This window comes from Desulfovibrio sp. Fe33 (assembly GCF_028532725.1).
Taxonomy (GTDB): Bacteria; Desulfobacterota; Desulfovibrionia; order Desulfovibrionales; family Desulfovibrionaceae; genus Pseudodesulfovibrio.
Map to the genome: position 1 here is coordinate 64,964 of NZ_JAQKGU010000004.1, position 16,498 is coordinate 81,461.

The 16,498-nt window shown below is 60.3% G+C and carries 14 protein-coding genes and 1 other RNA gene; 8 read left to right on the top strand and 7 right to left on the bottom strand.

The features are described from left to right. Nucleotides 1-119: 119 nt before the first annotated feature. Nucleotides 120-3,539 carry a hybrid sensor histidine kinase/response regulator gene (locus PSN43_RS07245; protein WP_272700060.1) on the top strand — a complete coding sequence of 1,140 codons (3,420 nt, stop codon included), beginning with the start codon at nt 120-122 and terminating at the stop codon, nt 3,537-3,539. 41 nt (nt 3,540-3,580) lie between these two features. Here PSN43_RS07245 and ffs read toward each other — a convergent pair. Further along, nucleotides 3,581-3,674, bottom strand: an RNA gene (ffs, locus tag PSN43_RS07250) — signal recognition particle sRNA small type. 237 nt (nt 3,675-3,911) lie between these two features. Here ffs and PSN43_RS07255 point away from each other — a divergent pair. Together PSN43_RS07255 and PSN43_RS07260 are read left to right on the top strand one after the other, a co-directional pair. Further along, nucleotides 3,912-4,835 carry a bile acid:sodium symporter family protein gene (locus PSN43_RS07255; RefSeq protein ID WP_272700061.1) on the top strand — a complete coding sequence of 308 codons (924 nt, stop codon included), beginning with the start codon at nt 3,912-3,914 and terminating at the stop codon, nt 4,833-4,835. A gap of 132 nt (nt 4,836-4,967) precedes the next feature. Beyond that, nucleotides 4,968-5,714: a DUF4198 domain-containing protein gene (locus PSN43_RS07260; protein ID WP_272700062.1), complete on the top strand. Its 747-nt coding sequence runs from the start codon at nt 4,968-4,970 to the stop codon at nt 5,712-5,714. 40 nt (nt 5,715-5,754) lie between these two features. On the opposite strand, the gene PSN43_RS07265 is transcribed toward PSN43_RS07260, so the two are convergent. Then, on the bottom strand, nt 5,755-6,192 hold the full coding sequence (locus PSN43_RS07265) for a hypothetical protein (RefSeq protein ID WP_272700063.1): 438 nt from the start codon (nt 6,190-6,192) through the stop codon (nt 5,755-5,757). Nucleotides 6,193-6,484: 292 nt separating this feature from the next. Here PSN43_RS07265 and PSN43_RS07270 point away from each other — a divergent pair, with 292 nt between their 5' ends. From PSN43_RS07270 to PSN43_RS07285, 4 genes are all read left to right on the top strand, one after another. Next, nucleotides 6,485-7,696: an OmpP1/FadL family transporter gene (locus PSN43_RS07270; RefSeq protein ID WP_272700064.1), complete on the top strand. Its 1,212-nt coding sequence runs from the start codon at nt 6,485-6,487 to the stop codon at nt 7,694-7,696. A gap of 139 nt (nt 7,697-7,835) precedes the next feature. After that, nucleotides 7,836-8,576: an energy-coupling factor ABC transporter ATP-binding protein gene (locus PSN43_RS07275; protein ID WP_272700065.1), complete on the top strand. Its 741-nt coding sequence runs from the start codon at nt 7,836-7,838 to the stop codon at nt 8,574-8,576. Continuing rightward, nucleotides 8,576-9,286: a cobalt transporter gene (locus PSN43_RS07280; protein ID WP_272700232.1), complete on the top strand. Its 711-nt coding sequence runs from the start codon at nt 8,576-8,578 to the stop codon at nt 9,284-9,286. Before PSN43_RS07275 ends, PSN43_RS07280 begins: the two co-directional genes overlap by 1 nt. A gap of 99 nt (nt 9,287-9,385) precedes the next feature. Further along, on the top strand, nt 9,386-10,210 hold the full coding sequence (locus PSN43_RS07285) for a rhodanese-like domain-containing protein (protein ID WP_272700066.1): 825 nt from the start codon (nt 9,386-9,388) through the stop codon (nt 10,208-10,210). 17 nt (nt 10,211-10,227) lie between these two features. Here the strand turns inward: PSN43_RS07285 and PSN43_RS07290 are convergent, their stop codons facing one another. From PSN43_RS07290 to thrC, 3 genes are all read right to left on the bottom strand, one after another. Then, on the bottom strand, nt 10,228-11,103 hold the full coding sequence (locus tag PSN43_RS07290; protein WP_272700067.1) for a DMT family transporter: 876 nt from the start codon (nt 11,101-11,103) through the stop codon (nt 10,228-10,230). Between the two features lie 4 nt (nt 11,104-11,107). Beyond that, nucleotides 11,108-11,857 (bottom strand): TlyA family RNA methyltransferase, encoded by a 750-nt coding sequence (locus PSN43_RS07295; RefSeq protein ID WP_272700068.1) that lies wholly within the window; start codon nt 11,855-11,857, stop codon nt 11,108-11,110. Nucleotides 11,858-12,003: 146 nt separating this feature from the next. Continuing rightward, nucleotides 12,004-13,452, bottom strand: a complete 1,449-nt coding sequence (gene thrC, locus PSN43_RS07300; protein WP_272700069.1) for a threonine synthase — start codon at nt 13,450-13,452, stop codon at nt 12,004-12,006. A gap of 165 nt (nt 13,453-13,617) precedes the next feature. Here thrC and PSN43_RS07305 point away from each other — a divergent pair, with 165 nt between their 5' ends. Then, entirely contained in the window at nt 13,618-14,502 is an 885-nt protein-coding gene (locus PSN43_RS07305; protein WP_272700070.1) for a patatin-like phospholipase family protein, read from the top strand. 178 nt (nt 14,503-14,680) lie between these two features. Here PSN43_RS07305 and PSN43_RS07310 read toward each other — a convergent pair whose 3' ends face one another. After that, entirely contained in the window at nt 14,681-15,178 is a 498-nt protein-coding gene (locus PSN43_RS07310; protein ID WP_272700071.1) for a DUF456 domain-containing protein, read from the bottom strand. Between the two features lie 9 nt (nt 15,179-15,187). Next, nucleotides 15,188-16,477, bottom strand: coding sequence for a phenylacetate--CoA ligase family protein (locus PSN43_RS07315; RefSeq protein ID WP_272700072.1), 1,290 nt, complete (start codon nt 16,475-16,477; stop codon nt 15,188-15,190). Nucleotides 16,478-16,498: the final 21 nt, after the last annotated feature.

The following is a 16,498-nucleotide window of genomic DNA, read 5'->3' on the forward strand; positions in this document are numbered from 1 at the left end:
GTGCCTGGGGATGTCGGCGAATGTGTCGATAGGTTCCCTTTTGGCCGGTTGACATATAAGGTGGCGTGTAAAGAGGCTGAGCCCGGTTCTCGAATAATCCCGGGAGAAAAGGTACGAGAATGCCGTTGCTGCATAAGAGTCGGAGCAGACGCTCCCTGGTGCAACACCTGACCGCGAGCCTGGTCGCCGTGGTGGTGCTCTCGTCCTTCGCCGTTTCGTCCATCATCTTCCTGCTTCTTTACGAGAAGTCCGAGGCGCAGTTCAGACAGCGCGCCGACGAGGCCCTGACGCATCTGTCCAACAGCCTGGAATCCTACCTCTGGCATATGGAGGAGGAGTCCGTTGTCAATCTTTGCAACACCTTCGCCAATCTGGACATAGTGGTTTTCATCGAGGTCCGCGACCACCGCGGCAACGATATCTATCAGTATGGCGAGATCTCCGAGGGGCAGACCATCATCAAGGAAAAGCGGGTCAGTTACGACAATGTCGAGGTCGGCCTGGTCCGGCTGGGGCTGACCCCGGCCATTTTCCGCGAAAAGGTCTACGAGACCACCTGGATAAGCCTTCTGTCCCTGCTTTCCGTCGTCATTGTTCTCGGCCTGTCCACAAGGATCGTCCTGAACCGCAATCTCCGGGTGCCTTTGGGGCGGCTCATGCAGCGCATTGAAGGGCTTTCGGCCGGTCAGTACACGGAGGACCCGGACGCGGAGGAGGGATTTCAGGAAATTCAGCTCATTCTTTCCAAGTTCAATGAGATGAGCACGCAAATCCAATCGCGGGAGACGGAACTGCGGGAAAGCGAAGAGAAGTATCGCCGCCTGTTCGAGACGAGTATCGAAGGCATCGTCATGATTGACGTGAATCAGCGGATTTTTCAGGTCAACCGGGTTTTCTCCGATATGTTGGGGTATTCGGAAGAGGAACTGGTGGGCAAGGACGTGGTGACCTTCATTCCTCCCGAGGAGCTGAACGCTCACGAAAAGGCGATTGAGAAGGGACGGGCGGGGGAGGCGTCCCAGTACGAGCGGCGGTTCGTCCGCAAGGACGGTTCGGAAGTCTGGACACTCATTTCCGCCAGCCCGCAGCTTGATGCCGAAGGACGGTTCAGCGGCGTGTTTTCCATGATTACGGACATCACTCCGGTGCGCATTGCCCAGGCGAATCTCAAGATCGCCTATGACGAACTGGAGAAGCGGGTTGTGGAGCGCACAGACGAGCTGAACAAGACCAACCGGCTGCTCACCTCCGAAATCTACATCCGCAAGCAGACCGAAAAGGAAATCATCAAGGCCAAGGAGGCTGCGGAGACGGCCACCCAGGCCAAGAGCGAGTTCCTGGCCAACATGAGTCACGAGATACGCACGCCGATGAACGCCATCATCGGCATGACCCATCTCATCAAAATGACCGATCTTTCGGCCGCCCAGCGGGATTACTTGAACAAGATAGACATTTCGGCCAAGTCCTTGCTCGGCATCATCAACGACGTGCTCGACCTGTCCAAGATCGAGGCGGGGATGCTGATGGTGGAGTCCGTGGGGTTCAAGCTTGAGCAGGTGCTTGAGCAGTTGACCTCAATCGTTTCGCCGAGGGCCAACGAAAAGAAGCTCGAATTTCTCCTCAACGTGGACCGCGACGTGCCGCCCTCCATCAAGGGCGACCCCATGCGATTGGCCCAGATTCTCATCAACCTCTGCAACAACGCCGTGAAGTTCACGGACGAAGGGGCGGTGGTTGTGGGCATCTCCACCGTGGAAAAGGAAGCGGACCAGGCCCGGTTGCGTTTCACGGTCAGGGACGACGGCATCGGCATCAAGCCGGAGCAGATTCAGGATCTGTTCCAGCCGTTCACCCAGGCCGACGCGTCCACCACCCGGAAATACGGGGGCACGGGCTTGGGATTGAGCCTTTGCAACCAGTTGGTCGAACTCATGGGCGGTCAGATCGGGGTCGAGAGCGACTTCGGCAAGGGCAGCCTTTTCTGGTTCGAGGTCAATTTCCCCATCTTCCGCGAGGATGCGGTGAGCGTGACATTGCCGCAGGAGTTGCAGGGGAAGCCCGCTCTGGTAGTGGACGACAACCCCACCTCCCGGCTCATTCTCAAGGGGATGCTCGAATACATGGGGCTTTCCGTGACCACGGCCCGATCGGGCCGCGAGGCGCTCGACATCCTGCGAGGACACGAGGAGGAGGGCGGCTTCAGCCTGCTCGTGGTGGACTGGCGAATGCCCGAAATGGACGGGCTGGCGACCGCGGAGGCTGTTCTCGGAGACGATGCCATCAAGACCAAGCCGCCCATGTTCATGGTTTCGGCCTACGGCAACGCTTCGCTGGTCAAGCGCACCAATGAACTGGGCTTCCGTGGCCTGCTGTTCAAGCCCGTCAACCAATCCTTCCTGTTCAACCTGGTGGTGGAGACGCTGGGCAAGGGCATGGTCACGTTGAACGAATCCCCACGGCCGGAACGGTCGCTGGATCAACTCTCCGGCAAGCGGATACTGCTTGTGGAGGACAACGAGATCAACCGTCAGGTGGCCCAGGAGATTCTGGCGTCGGTCGGGGTGGATGTCCTTGAAGCCCTTAACGGCGAAATGGCGCTGGAATCGCTTGGTGAAAACGACGTCGACCTGGTGCTCATGGACATTCAGATGCCGGTCATGGACGGGCACGAGGCAACCCGGCGCATTCGCGCCCAGGAACGATTCAAGAATTTGCCGATCATCGCCATGACCGCCCACGCCATGCTTGCCGACATCGAGAAAAGCCGGGAAGTGGGCATGAACGATCATATCGCCAAACCCTTCGACCCGGAGGATTTGTTCGCGGTTCTGACCAAGTGGCTGGCCGGCGGCGATGTGACGGCAGCGGCCCCGAGGAGCAAGGGCGGTGTCCGTTCCGTCGTGGACAAGTCGGCCGTTCCCGCGATCATGAAGGGCATCGACGTGCAGCTCGGCCTCAGGCGGGCCAGGGGCAACGAGAAGCTCTATCGGACCTTGCTCCTTTTGCTCGACGAGAAGTACGCCGATGCGGCGGTGCTGATCGGGGAGCATTTGTCCGCGGGGCGTCGCTCCGAGGCCGTGGCCCTGGCTCATGCGGTCAAGGGAACGTCCGGGATGCTCGGCGCCATGGCGTTGTTCGAGGCTGCGGGCGTTTTGGAAAAGGCTGTAGGGCAGGAAGGGATGGACTTCGTCGAACCGTTGGCCGCGTTCACTATCAAGCTGTCCGAGGTGATCGGCAGCATCGGCGCGTTGAGGGCGGCCCAGCCGGAGGAATCCGAGTTCCCACAGGCAGGGGAGGTCGCCTCGCAGGCGGAGCTTCTGAGCAGCCTCGATGGCCTTCGGTCCCCCCTTTCCCAGGGCGCGCCGGTGGAGTGCAGAGAGCGGAGCAAGGCGGTAAAGGGGCTGGTCTGGCCCGTTCGTCTTCAGGGAGAAGCCGCCCAGTTGCTCAAGCTCATCGCCGAGTACGATTTCAAGAAGGCGCTGTCGCTTCTGCAGGAGATCGAGGCGGAACTCCGCAGAAATACGGAGAACGGCTGATTCCGCAAATGAAAAAGGCGCGTTCATGGCTGAACGCGCCTTTGAGTGGAAACCGGACACCCGGCAGCAATCGATACCGCTGCTTCCTCTCGGACCTGACGGAGTTTTCAACGCAACCGCCGTCCGGCTTCCCTCTGTTCGGGAATCGTTTTCCTACAGCGTTCCAGACCGTTCGTCAACACTTCCCTTGCCCGGATATTCAAGGATGCTTTCGGAGCATGTCGGGTTTTGATCGATTTGTCGCGGCGCCGGAAGAGGAATGGGCCTTTCGCCGCCCATGTTCCGGCGCGGAGGCGGCGCTCCTGGCTCAAGCCGGACCGTTTTTTTGGCTCCGGCGTTGACAAGAAGTTATATTTGGGCCACCCCACGGGCATGAAAATCGACTCCATACCTCATTTTATCGAAAAAAAATTTTTGCTTATCGCCGTCGTCATGTCCGCCGTGGCCCTGGCGCATCCCCCTGTATTCACCTGGGTGAAGCCGCACATTCCCTTGGGGTTGGGCGTAATCATGTTCGGCATGGGGCTGACCCTGGAATTCGGGGATTTCGCCGAAATCCTGCGGAAGTGGCCCCTGGTGGGCCTGGGCATGGCCCTGCAATACCTCATTATGCCTGTTCTTGCCGTCGTCATTTCCCGGGTTCTCGGTCTTCCTCCGGAAATCGCCGTGGGCATGATCGTGGTCGGAGCCTGCCCGGGCGGCACCGCGTCCAACGTAATCACCTATCTGGCAAAGGGCAACGTGCCCCTTTCGGTGACCATGACCCTGGCTTCAACCTGCATTGCTCCGCTATTGACTCCGGCCATCATTTATATGCTGCTTGAGCGGCAGGTGGAGATCGAATTCTGGGCCATGGTGCAATCCGTATTCTGGATAGTTGTCTTCCCGCTTATCGACGGGCTCATTCTGCGCCGTTTCTTTCGGCATCAGCTTGAGCCGTTCCTGCGCTGGTTTCCGTCTCTGTCCATTATCGTCATCGCGCTGCTTATCGCCTGCATCATAGGCTTGAACCAAACGACCCTTCTCGCGCTGCCGTTCATGGCCCTGCTGGCCGTTGTCCTGCATAATGCCCTTGGGCTGGCGGCCGGGTACGGCCTGGCCCGGGCCGCCAGGTGCTCCCGGCGCGATGCCCGGACGCTGGCCATAGAAGTCGGGATGCAGAACTCGGGCCTGGGCGTGGCCCTGGCTGTGAAGCACTTTGGAGCAGCCTCGGCGCTGCCCGGCGCGCTCTTCAGCCTGTGGCACAACATCACCGGCGTGGCCCTTGCCCGCCGCTGGCGCAATCGGGTGGATTGAGCCGCGAACTCGGAGGTTTTTGCAAGTATTAAATCCTCATTCTTGCTTGACTTGTGTTACCAATTTGATATTAGTAGCATCAAAAGATCAAGGGTCTGGATTTATTCTGCAATAATCATTGAGGAGTGTGTGATGAAGAAATTGACTTTCGCTCTGGCGGTCTTTTGCGTCGCGTTGTTTGCCGGCCAGGCTTCGGCCCATTTCGGCATGTTGATTCCGGACACGGATGAACTGAGTCAGGACAAGCGGACCGTAGAGCTCACCCTGTCCTTTTCCCATCCCTTCGAGGGACAGGGGATGGAATTGGAAAAGCCCGCCGCCTTTTTCGTGGCCGTGAACAATGAACAGAAGGTGGACCTGCTGTCTTCGTTGACCAAAACCGAAGTCATGGGGCACACCGCCTGGAAGACCTCCTTCACGCCCAAGGCACCGGGGATGTATACCTTCGTTTTTGACCCGGTCCCGTATAAGGAAGATGCCGAGAATAACTACATTCGGCATATCACCAAGGTTGTGATCGACGCCTACGGCGAGGGCGAGGAGTGGAACACTCCGCTTGGCCTGGACACCGAGATCGTGCCTCTGACGAGGCCCTTCGGCAATTATGCGGGCAACGTCTTCCAGGGCGTGGTCATGCTCGACGGCAAGCCCGCTCCGTACACCCGTGTGGAAGTGGAGTATTACAACAAGGACGGCAAGCGGCAGGCTCCCAACGAACGCATGGTCACGCAGGAAGTGCTCGCCGATGGCCAGGGCGTCTTCACGTTCGTATGTCCGTGGAAGGGATGGTGGGGATTCGCCGGCCTGAACACCGCCGAGCAGCCTTATGAAGGCCGCGAGCTCGAAATGGGCGCGGTCATTTGGGTCAACATGCAGTAGTCCGTTTCGTCCGGCAGGCTCTCAACGTCGTCAAACGGCGTCAGGGCCTGTCGGACGTTTTTTCCGTCATCCTGCCCAGTATGGGGGTGACGAATTCATCGGGCAACGCCCCGCACGCCGCGCCGAGGAAGGCTCCGGCTATGGAGCCTATGACCAGGTTGGCTCCGTCCGCGCTTGCCGCGACCTGAAACAGGGCGCCCGCGAAGGAACCCAAAAATCCGCCCAGCATCCAGCCGTCATTGTTTACCCCCCGGTAGGGCTTGAGGCCCCGCCAGGCGCGGAAACAATCTTTCAGGAAAAAACCGGTGAACCCGCCGAGGAACGCCCCGAGCAGCGTCAGCAACATGCCGGGGAATGCCGTGTGCAGGGTGAACCCGTATCGGATCGAGCCTTCGATAATCCCGGCCAGTCCTCCTACGGCCAACAGTCCGTGGAAGCTTTTTTCCTTGGCGTCCAGCCTGGGTATGAAACGTTTCATGCGACCTCCAGCGCCGGTAAATTGTGCCGCATCCCGCCGCTTGCCTCTGTTTTGTGCCAGAATCGTGCCGTGTCTCAGCCCCTTGTTTTACCCTTTGGGAAAATAAGTTAAACAGTTGTTTGAAAAGACTTTTTGGTTTTACATTTTTTGGGGTGGCGTGTATGAGGGTGCAGTTTGTGCATAAGGTAACGCAATGTTTCCTTGGTGGGAAGACACCAAGGCATCTGGGAGGGTGCCGGAGGCATTCAATCGAACGCCGCGGAGGTGCGGCGGATCAATCTAAGGGGGAAGGATGAAACGCGTTTACGCATGTTTTGCGCTCGGTTTTCTGGCCTGCCTGCTGGCGACCGCGGATGTGGTCCATGCAGGCGGTTTTGCATTGTACGAATGGGGCAACCGCGCCCTGGGAATGGGGACCGCCAACTACGCCACCGGCAATGACGCTTCGGTCATCGCCTACAATCCGGCGCAGATGTCCCGTCTTGAAGGAACCAATGTCTATGGCGGCGTGACCGCGGTCTCTCCGTCTTCCGACGTCTACATCAACGGTGCAAAGAGCCAGACCCAGAACCAGGTTTTCGGCGTGCCGCACGGCTTCGCGACTCACCAGCTCAACGAAGACTGGACGATCGGCGTGGGCGTGTACACCCGGTTCGGCCTCGGCACCGACTACGACAGCACCTGGCCCGGCAAGACCTTGATTCAGGATGCCCTGCTGGAGTCCTTTTCCCTGACTCCGACCGTGTCCTATAAGATCAACGATTCCCTGTCCGTGGGCGGAGGACTCGAGGTTATCAAGGGGTCCTTCAAATTCCACAAGGCCACCGCTTTCGGCGGGACTTTCATGACCGATGTTGAGGGCACGTCCTTCGGCATGAACATGGGCCTGCTCTATGACATCAACGACATGTTTTCCCTGGGCCTGATGTACCGCTCTCCCGTGCATTTCGAAGGGACAGGCGACGTCTCCTCTTCCGGCAACCCCATTCCCGTGCTGAATTCCGAAGGCGACTGTACCATGACCGCCGATTTCCCGGCGAGCTACAGCGTTGGCCTTGGATTTAAGCCCATAGAGAATCTGACCTTTGAATTCGATGTGGTCTACACGCAGTGGGAACAGTTCGACCGTATCGAGTTCGATTTCGATAACTTTATCCTGAGCAAGGAGGAGATGGACTTCAACTACAAGTCCACCTGGCGCTTCCAGATCGGCGCGGAATATCTGCTTACCGACGCCTTCGCCGTGCGTGCCGGATACGTTTACGATCAGACTCCCATCCGGCATGATTACGCTTCCCCCATGCTGCCCGTTAACGACCGCCAGATGTTCACCTTGGGCGCAGGCTACAAGTGGGACAAGTGGACCGTGGACGTGGCCGGTATGTATATCGTCAGCAAAAACCGCAAAGGTATGACCATGAGCGACGGCTCCCATCATTTCGACGCGGATTTCAAGAACGGAAGGACCTGGGGTCTCGGTACCTCCATCGGCTACCACTTTTAGGCTCCGCCGAACGGAAAATGACAAACCCCGCTTCGGCGGGGTTTTTTGTTACTGTTCCCCTGTTTCCGGCTGCGACCTTTTTGTATCGTGGCGTTGACAGTGTGATTGGGATGATGGAGTGTTGTGATCGAGGAATGCAATGATAGAACTCAATACGGTTACGTTTGCCTATCCCGCAGGGGAAGAGGTGTTGTCAGAGGTGTCCCTGAAAGTGGGCAAGGGCGGCCTGCTCGGCCTGGCCGGAGCCAACGGTTCGGGCAAGTCCACCCTGCTTGCGTTGATGGCCGGTTTGTACGCCCCCGTCAGCGGTAGTCTTGAAGTGGCCGGACGTGTCAGTCCGGGCAAGGAAAGCGGCATCCGCTCGGTTTGTCGGCTGGTCATGCAGGATGCCGATTTGCAGATTCTCGGGGCCACGGTGGAGGAGGATCTCCTGCTGGGCCGTGAACGGAGCGAGGCTGTGACGGCCGAGGCCCGCGGCATGGCGGAGCGGCTCAATCTGTTGAAGTACTGGGACCGCCCGGTGCAGACCCTTTCCTGGGGCACCAAACGCAAGCTCTGTTTGGCCGCGGCTTTGCTCGACAGGCCGTGCGTTCTCCTTTTGGACGAACCGTTCAGCGGCCTGGATTATCCCGGCGTGCGCGAGATGCGCGCTCTGATCCGGGCCAACCGAGAGGCGGGATTGACTCAGGTGGTCTCCAGCCATGACTTGGACAGCTTTATCGACTTGGTGGACGAACTGGTTGTGCTCGACAACGGCATTCTGGCTTTGGACGGCCCGCCTGAGGCCGTGCTTGACGAGGTCACGGCGCATGGAGTCCGCGCGCCGGGCTCCTGGACCGCCTGCCGGACCATTGTTCCCTGGGACGGGGAGGAACGGTGATGCATGACTTTGCGGCTCTGGTCCGCTCCTTGGACCCCCGCCTCAAGTTGGCGGCCGCCTTGCTGATTGGACCCTGCCTGTGGAAGGTGCATGTCCTGGCGGCGGCAGCTTGCGCCGTGTTCCTGCTCTTGCTCGCCTTGCCGCTGGCGGCCGGGCTGCCCGGTGGCGGAAAGATGGTCCGCAGCCTGCTCGGCTTCGTGTTTTTTTGGGTCGCGGTCAAGGCCGTTCTGGATGGTATTTCCGGCGTTCCGCCTGAGTATATCGCCTCGGACGCGGCCCAGTTGACCGTGCGGCTGGTCGCCTTGCTCATGCTTGGGCTGAGCCTGGCCCTTTCCACTTCGGCCCGTGCGCTCGGGCTGGCTGTCGCCTGGGCGCTCAAGCCTTTGCTCGGCGCGGAGCGGGCCTGGCGCGTGGCCCTGTCCCTTTCGCTGATGGTTCATTTTCTGCCGACCTGTCTCGCCACCATGTCCGGAGTGCGCGAGGTGGCTGCGCGGCGGTGTCCCGATGCCGGATTTTTCCGGCGTATGCGCATGATTCCCCAGGCGGTCGTCCGCAATCTTGGGCAAAAGACCTGGAATCAGACCCTGGCCGTGGCCTGTCGCGGATTGGACCGTGCCGGGGCGTGGGAACCCGATTTTTCCTGGACCGGCCGGGATTCCCTGGCCTCCGCCTTCGTGCTGCTGGTCGCGTCGGCCATGTTTTTGGTGTAGCAAACGCTCCAGCCATATTGACGGAATGCGCCGTCCCCCATAGTATTTATGGTAATAGGTTGTTTTTCATCCTTCAGACCGCAATGCCAAGGGGAAATCATGCCCACCATCACCCAGATGACGCCGGACCAGGCCCGCAAGTTCATGGAAGCGGGCAAACCCGATGCCTATACTCTCCTCGATGTGCGACAGGAGTTGGAGTACGAGGCGGATCATATTCCGGGGGCCCGTCTTGTGCCCCTGCCGGAATTGCCCGACCGCCTGGACGAGTTGGACAGGGAAATGCCCTTGCTGGTCTACTGCGCGTCGGGGGGGCGCTCAATGGCCGCCGCCGTGCTTCTTGAAGGGCAGGGGTTTAGGGACGTCAACAACCTGGTGGGCGGCATTTCCGCCTGGGAGGGTGCGTCCGCATTTGGCCCCATGGAGTTGGGCATGATCGCCTTTACCGGCGCGGAAAGCCCTGCCGAGGCTCTTCTCAAGGCCTATGCCATGGAGGACACTCTCCAGGCGTTCTATTCACAGCGGGCGGACATCGCCGAAACCCCGGACCGCATCGAGCTGTTCATGAAGCTGGCCGGGTTCGAAGACCGGCACAAGGATGTCCTGTACGAGCTGTATACCCGCATCGTCGAGGATGTCATGAGCCGCGTGGAGTTCGAGGCTGTAGCCCTGCGCAATGCCGAAGAGCTGGCCGAGGGCGGGGTGCCCGTCAGCGAGTTCATGGACCGTTTTCCGGGCGCGTTTGACAGCGACCTGGGAGTCCTGGAGTTGGCCGTCATGGTCGAGGCCCAGGCCCTGGATTATTATCTGCGTTGCGCCATGCGCGCCCAAAACAAGGACAGCCGGGATATCTTCCAGCTTCTGGCCAGGGAAGAGAAGGCCCATCTCAAGCTGCTCGGCAAGCAGATGGACAGGCGGAGCTGAACCGGTTCGGGGCGCGGTCAGTTCGTCACGGGCCGGTGCCCGAAGCGCAGGTTCGGCACCACGATCCCGAGGATTATCAGGAACGCTCCCCATATTTGCAGCCAGACCACAGATTCGTCGAGGAAAGCCGCCGCAGCCAACAGGGTGACGACAGGCTCCACGGATGAGAAGATGCAGGCGTAGGCGCTGCCGACTTTTTCGATGGCCGCGAACAGGAAGGTTATGGCGATCAGGCCGGGGAAAACGCCCAGCGCGAGGCTGAGGCCGACCTGTTCCAGGTCCGTTGTTCCCCATGCGCGGATGTCGCCGGAAAGGGTGAAGGACACCGCCGCGAAGGCCAGGACGTAGAAGGTCGCGGTCAGCGGTTTGAGTCCCTTGAGCAACACCTGGACGAGGACGAGATACACGGAAAAGGTGGCCATGGACCCCAGGGCGTAAGCCAGTCCCGTGGCGTCCACTTCGCGCAGGAAGGCGTCATAGAAGACCAGGCAGCATCCGGCCATGACCAGGAGCAGGGAGAGGACGACCGTTCGGTTGATCCGCATACTCAGGAACATCGAGGCGAGCAGGGTCACGGCCACGGGGTGGCCGTACAGGACCAGCGCCGTGGTCGAGGCCGGAATGGTCGCCAAGGCGTTGACGAAGCAGGTGGTCTGCGTCCAGTAGACCACGAGTCCCAGGAAGGCGCATTTGGCCAACTCCGGCATGGATATGCGCAGCATCTGCTTGTCCTTGGCGAGCAGGTAGAACAAAAGCAGAATAGCTGCCACGGAGAAGCGCATTTGCATCATGACCGCACCGTCCATGCCCGCGGCATAGCCGAGCTTGACCAGGATGGCCATGGAACCGAAACAGGCTGCGGATATTACCGCATAAATAAGGCCCTGAAGCATTGAGTTATTCCGGAAGGGCCATGTAGGCCATGTATTCCTGGTTGCCTTTGGGGCCCAGTATTTTGGAGGGCACCACGCCCCGCACGATCAGTCCGAGTTCGGCTTCGCAGAATCCGATGACCGTGTCAACGGCCTCCTGCTGTAGCCGCTTGCTGCGGACCACGCCTTTGTCGGTCAGTCCCGGTCCCACCTCGAACTGAGGTTTGACCAGCACCACCAGTTCTCCGCCCGGCTTGAGGAATTGCAGGCACGCGGGCAGAATCTTGGTCAGGGAAATGAATGATACGTCGGCAACGATGACGTCCACCGGATCGGAGATGAGGTCGGGCTTCGCATGTCTCACGTTGGTCCGTTCCAGGTTGACCACGCGTTCGTCCTGCCTGAGCTTTTCGTGCAACTGCCCATAGCCGACATCCACGGCGTGCACCCGCACGGCTCCGTGCTGGAGCATGCAATCCGTGAAGCCGCCCGTGGACGCGCCTGCGTCCAGCGCGATCTTTCCCATGAAATCTATGGCGAATTCTTCGATGGCCGTGAGCAACTTGTACGCTCCGCGCGATACGAAGCGATCATCTTCGGGAACCACGAACTCCGTGTCTTCCGAGAATTGCTGACCCGGCTTGCTGACCGGCGTTTTCTGGCCGCGGTCCAGGAAGTGAACCTTGCCGGCCATAATCAGCCGTTTGCCTTTTTCCCGGCTCTCCACCAGGCCCTGCGAGGCCAGGAGTTGATCCGCACGCTGTTTTTTCGGCATGTGGGTGTGCCTCCGGCGGTCGTGGGAAGGAGCGGAAGGCCCCTGTGCAGGGGCTTTGCCGGTCCTCTTCCCACGGCCATCCATCCCCTCCCTTCTCCAATTGTCTTGGGCCGCTTGCGGCGGGGCAGGGGAACGTGGAAGTGGGGTTACTTTTTTTCGAGACCGAGTTTGGCGACCACGTTGTCGGCGGTCCTGCGGGTGAAGTCGGCCTCGGACAAGGCGTCCTTTTCCTCGGGGGTGATGATCAGCTCAGGCTTGTTGGCGAGCGTCATGTCCGGCGTGACCCCGAACTCGGGCGGGAAGCTGTTGTCGAAGTACATATTCTGGAAATCCACAAACTTGAGCTGATGCGCCGTGGAGTCGAGTACGCACAGTTCTTCCTTGGAGACCAGGCCCAGTTCCAGGGCGCGCTTGGCGCCGGCGAATGACTCGCCGCCCTGGGTGCAGGCGATGTGGCCGTTGCGGTTGGCCTGGATCATGGAGTCCATGATCTGCTGTTCCGTCACCTGGATGACCTGGAAGGCCCGTTTGCCGCCCACGGCTTCGAACTTCTCGGCGAAGTATTTTACGCGCGGGAAGGAAACCGGATTGCCGATCATGGCCGCCTGGGCCACGGACGCGCCGACCTTCACGGGGTGGAACTCGCGCTCGTTGGGGTCGTCCACCGCGTAGTAGCGGTAGACCGGGTCTGCATGGTGCGACTGGACGCCGAAGATGCGCGGCAGTTCGGCGATGATGCCCAGATCGTAAAGCTTGAGGAAACCCGCCATGATGGCCGTGATGTTGCCCGCATTGCCGATCGGCACGAAGATGCATTTGCCCTTCATGTCCCAATCGTACCATTGAGCGCATTCGAAGGCGTAGGACTCCTGGCCGAGGATGCGCCAGGCGTTCTTGGAGTTGAGCAGGGCCACGCGGTAATTATCGGCAAGATGCTCGACCACCTTCATGCAGTCGTCGAAGACGCCGGGTACTTCGAGGACGACCGCGCCGGAGCCGAGGGGCTGAGCGAGCTGGGCCGGGGTGACTTTGCCGTGAGGCAGGATGACCACGGACTTGATTGCGCCGCCCGCATACGAGGCGTAGAGCGCGGCAGCGGCCGAGGTGTCGCCCGTGGAGGCGCAGACCGTCAGAATCTGGTCCCATCCATGGCGGCGGATCAGCGAGCGCAGGTAGGAGAAGCCGCAGGCCATGCCGCGGTCCTTGAAGGATGCCGAAGGGTTCTGGCCGTCATTCTTGTAGGCGGTGGTCAGCCCGGTGGCCGCGTTGAGCGACGGGCTCGAGGCCACCAGCGGGGTGTTGCCCTCGCCGAGGTAGACGATGTCCTCTTCTTCAAGCACCGGGGCCATGAGCTCATAGAAACGGAAGATGCCGCGCAGGGCGGTTCGCTTGGAAGCGGCCCGGCCGTCGAAGATGGCGCGCCACTCTTCGCCGCTGGTCTTCTTCAGCTCGTCGAAATTCAGGTTGTCGAGCAGGAACACGCCGCCGCAGTTGGGGCAGGTGTAGTACAGCTCGTCAGTGGGGAATCGCTCGCCGCAGCCAAGACAGAAGTATTCCATGTGTCCGCGGTAGGAGGGAAAAAGATCGGCAGTCATTGGTTCACCCGGTGGGGATAAGGTTCTCTTTCAGCTCGCCATAAAGGCGTCAAAGGTTCGCTTAAAAGGTAGTGTATGGCAAGTCAAAATTGTGTAGGGTGGCGCCGCGAACAACGGGACGTCGGGCCTTTTCCCGGCCGGACGCCCACATCGGAGAATCATTGCATGAAAAAGAAAACGGTATCGTTGGTTTTGGGCAGCGGCGGCGCGCGCGGACTCGCGCACATCGGTGTCATTCATTGGCTGGAGGAGCACGGCTGCGAGATCAAGTCCATCGCCGGTTCCTCCATGGGCGCGCTGGTCGGCGGCATTCACGCCATCGGCAAGCTCGACGTGTACGAACGGTGGGCGTGCGGCATCACCAAGCGCGACATGCTTGCCTTGATGGATGTCTCCTTCGGTATGGACGGGCTCATCAAGGGCGACCGGCTCATCGACACCCTGCGTCACGTGGTCGGCGAGGAGCGCATCGAGAACCTGTCCGTCAGCTACACGGCGGTGGCGGCGAATATTTCCCGCCGCAAGGAGGTCTGGATCAGGAAGGGGCCCATCTTCGACGCCATCAAGGCGTCCATCGCCCTGCCGCTTTTCTTCAAGCCTGTGGTGATAAACGGCGAGGACATCATTGATGGCGGTATTCTCAATCCCGTGCCCATCGCGCCGACCTTCAGCGATCTCACCGACTATACCATTGCCGTGAACCTGTGCGCGCCACCGGTCAAGGGGGTCGAGATCACTGCCGACAAGATCAACGAAGATGAAAATAATTCCGGCATGTCTCATGCCGTGTCCGAGTTCCTCGGTTCCATGACCGACAAGATCGTCATGAAGCGTAAGGATATCCGCGCCTACGACATCCTGTACAAATCCTTCGACGCCATGCAGGGCTCCATCGCCCGGCAAAAGATCGCGGCCTATCCCCCGGATGCGGTCCTGAATATTCCCATCAATCTGTGCAACATGATGGACTTCGACAAGGCCGCGCCGATCATCGAGCACGGCTACAATCTGGCCGCCGCGAATCTTCCGGCCGTTTTCGCGTCGCGCTAATCCGCAAGAAATTCCTGCCGTCGCCTGACGCCTGGCGCGGCCCGAGTCCTTCGGGTCGCGTCTTTTTCTGATTGGTGCCGGGCTGAATGCCCTGCGTATTTGCGGAAACAGTGGTCGAAAAGAGGCGGCGGGCCGGGGATGGGCGTGTTTCCGGCCTGCCTGGTCGGTCGTGCGGTGGTTAAGGCCAGATGCGGGGGATGGCCAGGATGACCATGGTTGCGCCGATGGCGGTCTTGAGCGTGAAGCCGAGCGCCTTGCCCACGAATGCGCCCTTGGCGGCGCGGAACGCTTCGGGCCGGGTGCGGCCTGGCATCTCGGCAACGAGGCAGCCGAGATACGCCCCGCCCAGCGCGCCGAGAAGTGCGCCTAAGCCCAGGAAGAAGGGCGCGCCGAAGATGGCTCCGGCTATGGCCCCGATTATACCGCCCACATTGCCGCGTACGGATGCGCCGTAGCGGCCCGCGCCCCAGGCTTGAAGCCCGAATTCCAGGGCTTCGCCCAGTGCCGCGGCCACGCCGAGCACGATGACGAAGTTCCAGGCCATGGACTCGGGGTAGATGTATTTCCACAGAGCCACCAGTCCCAGCGCCACCCAGTTGGCGGGCATACTGAAGAGCTGGAGGACCTGGGAGAGCATCAGCCCCAGGATGAGCAGAATGGCCCAGACGTATTCCACGGCCGTTCCCTATTCCTTGTCCCGCAGGTCCACCACGCGGACGGCCTTGCCTTCCGCCTTGGGAATGGAGTTGGGCTGGCACAGCTCGACTCGCGGCGTGACGAGGATTTCGTTGCACAGGTTTTTGGCGATGCGCTTCTGCAATCCTTGGAGGACGCGCATGTCTTCCACGAAGTATTCGTCCTTGATTTCGACCTTGACCCGCATCTGGTCGGAAACGCCTTCACGGATGAGCTCGATAAGGTAGTTCTGTCCCACCTCGGGCATGGCCATGAGGCATTGCTCGACCTGCATGGGGTAGATGTTCACGCCCTTGAGGATCATCATGTCGTCCGCCCGGCCGGTGATGCGGTCGATGCGCCGATGAGTCCGGCCGCATTCGCATTTGCCCGGCACGAAGCGGGTCAGGTCGCGGGTTCGGTAACGGATGATCGGCATTCCCTCGCGGCGGAGGGTTGTCATGACCAGTTCGCCGATTTCGCCTTCCGCCACATGCTCCCCGGTCTCGGGATTGATGATCTCGGCGATGTAGGCGTCCTCCCAGAGGTGCATCCCGTTCTGCTGCTCGCATTCGAAGGCGACGCCCGGTCCGTTCATCTCGGAAAGGCCGTAGGAGTTGTACGCCTTGATGTGCATGAGCTCCTCGATCTTCGCGCGGGCCTGCTCGGTGTGGGGCTCGGCTCCGATGAGTGCGATGCGCCACGGCATGTCCTTGGGATCGTAGCCTTCCTCACGTACCTTTTGGGCGAAATAAAGAGCGAACGAAGGGATGATGTGCAGGACCGTGACGTTGTGGTCGAGGATCATCTTGATTTGGCGCTTGGTGTTGCCCGTGCCCGCCGGGATGGTCAGCATTCCCAGCCGTTCGGAGCCGTAGTGGATGCCGAGTCCTCCTGTGAACAGGCCGTATCCGGCGGTATTCTGCAGGACGTCGGTACGGCGGCAGCCGCAGCAGAACATGGAGCGAGCCATCAGGTCGGCCCAGGTCTCCAGGTCCTTCCGGGTATAGAAAACGGCCACCGGCGATCCCGTGGTGCCGCTGGAAGCGTGCAGGCGGACGAAATCCTCAAGCGGGCGCGCCAGCAGTCCGTGCGGATACTGGTTGCGCAGGTCGTCCTTGGTTGTGAAGGGCAGGCCTGTCACATCCGCGGGGGTCTTGATGTCGCCGGGTTCGATTCCCTTGAGCCGTTCGGCATAGAAGGGGGAACGTTTGGCGATTTCGATGGTCTCTCTGAGGCGTTCGGCCTGGAGCTCTTCCAGGGCGGCGCGGTCCATGGTCTCTACTGGATCGTAGTACATAGCGGTTCCGCGAGATTGAGG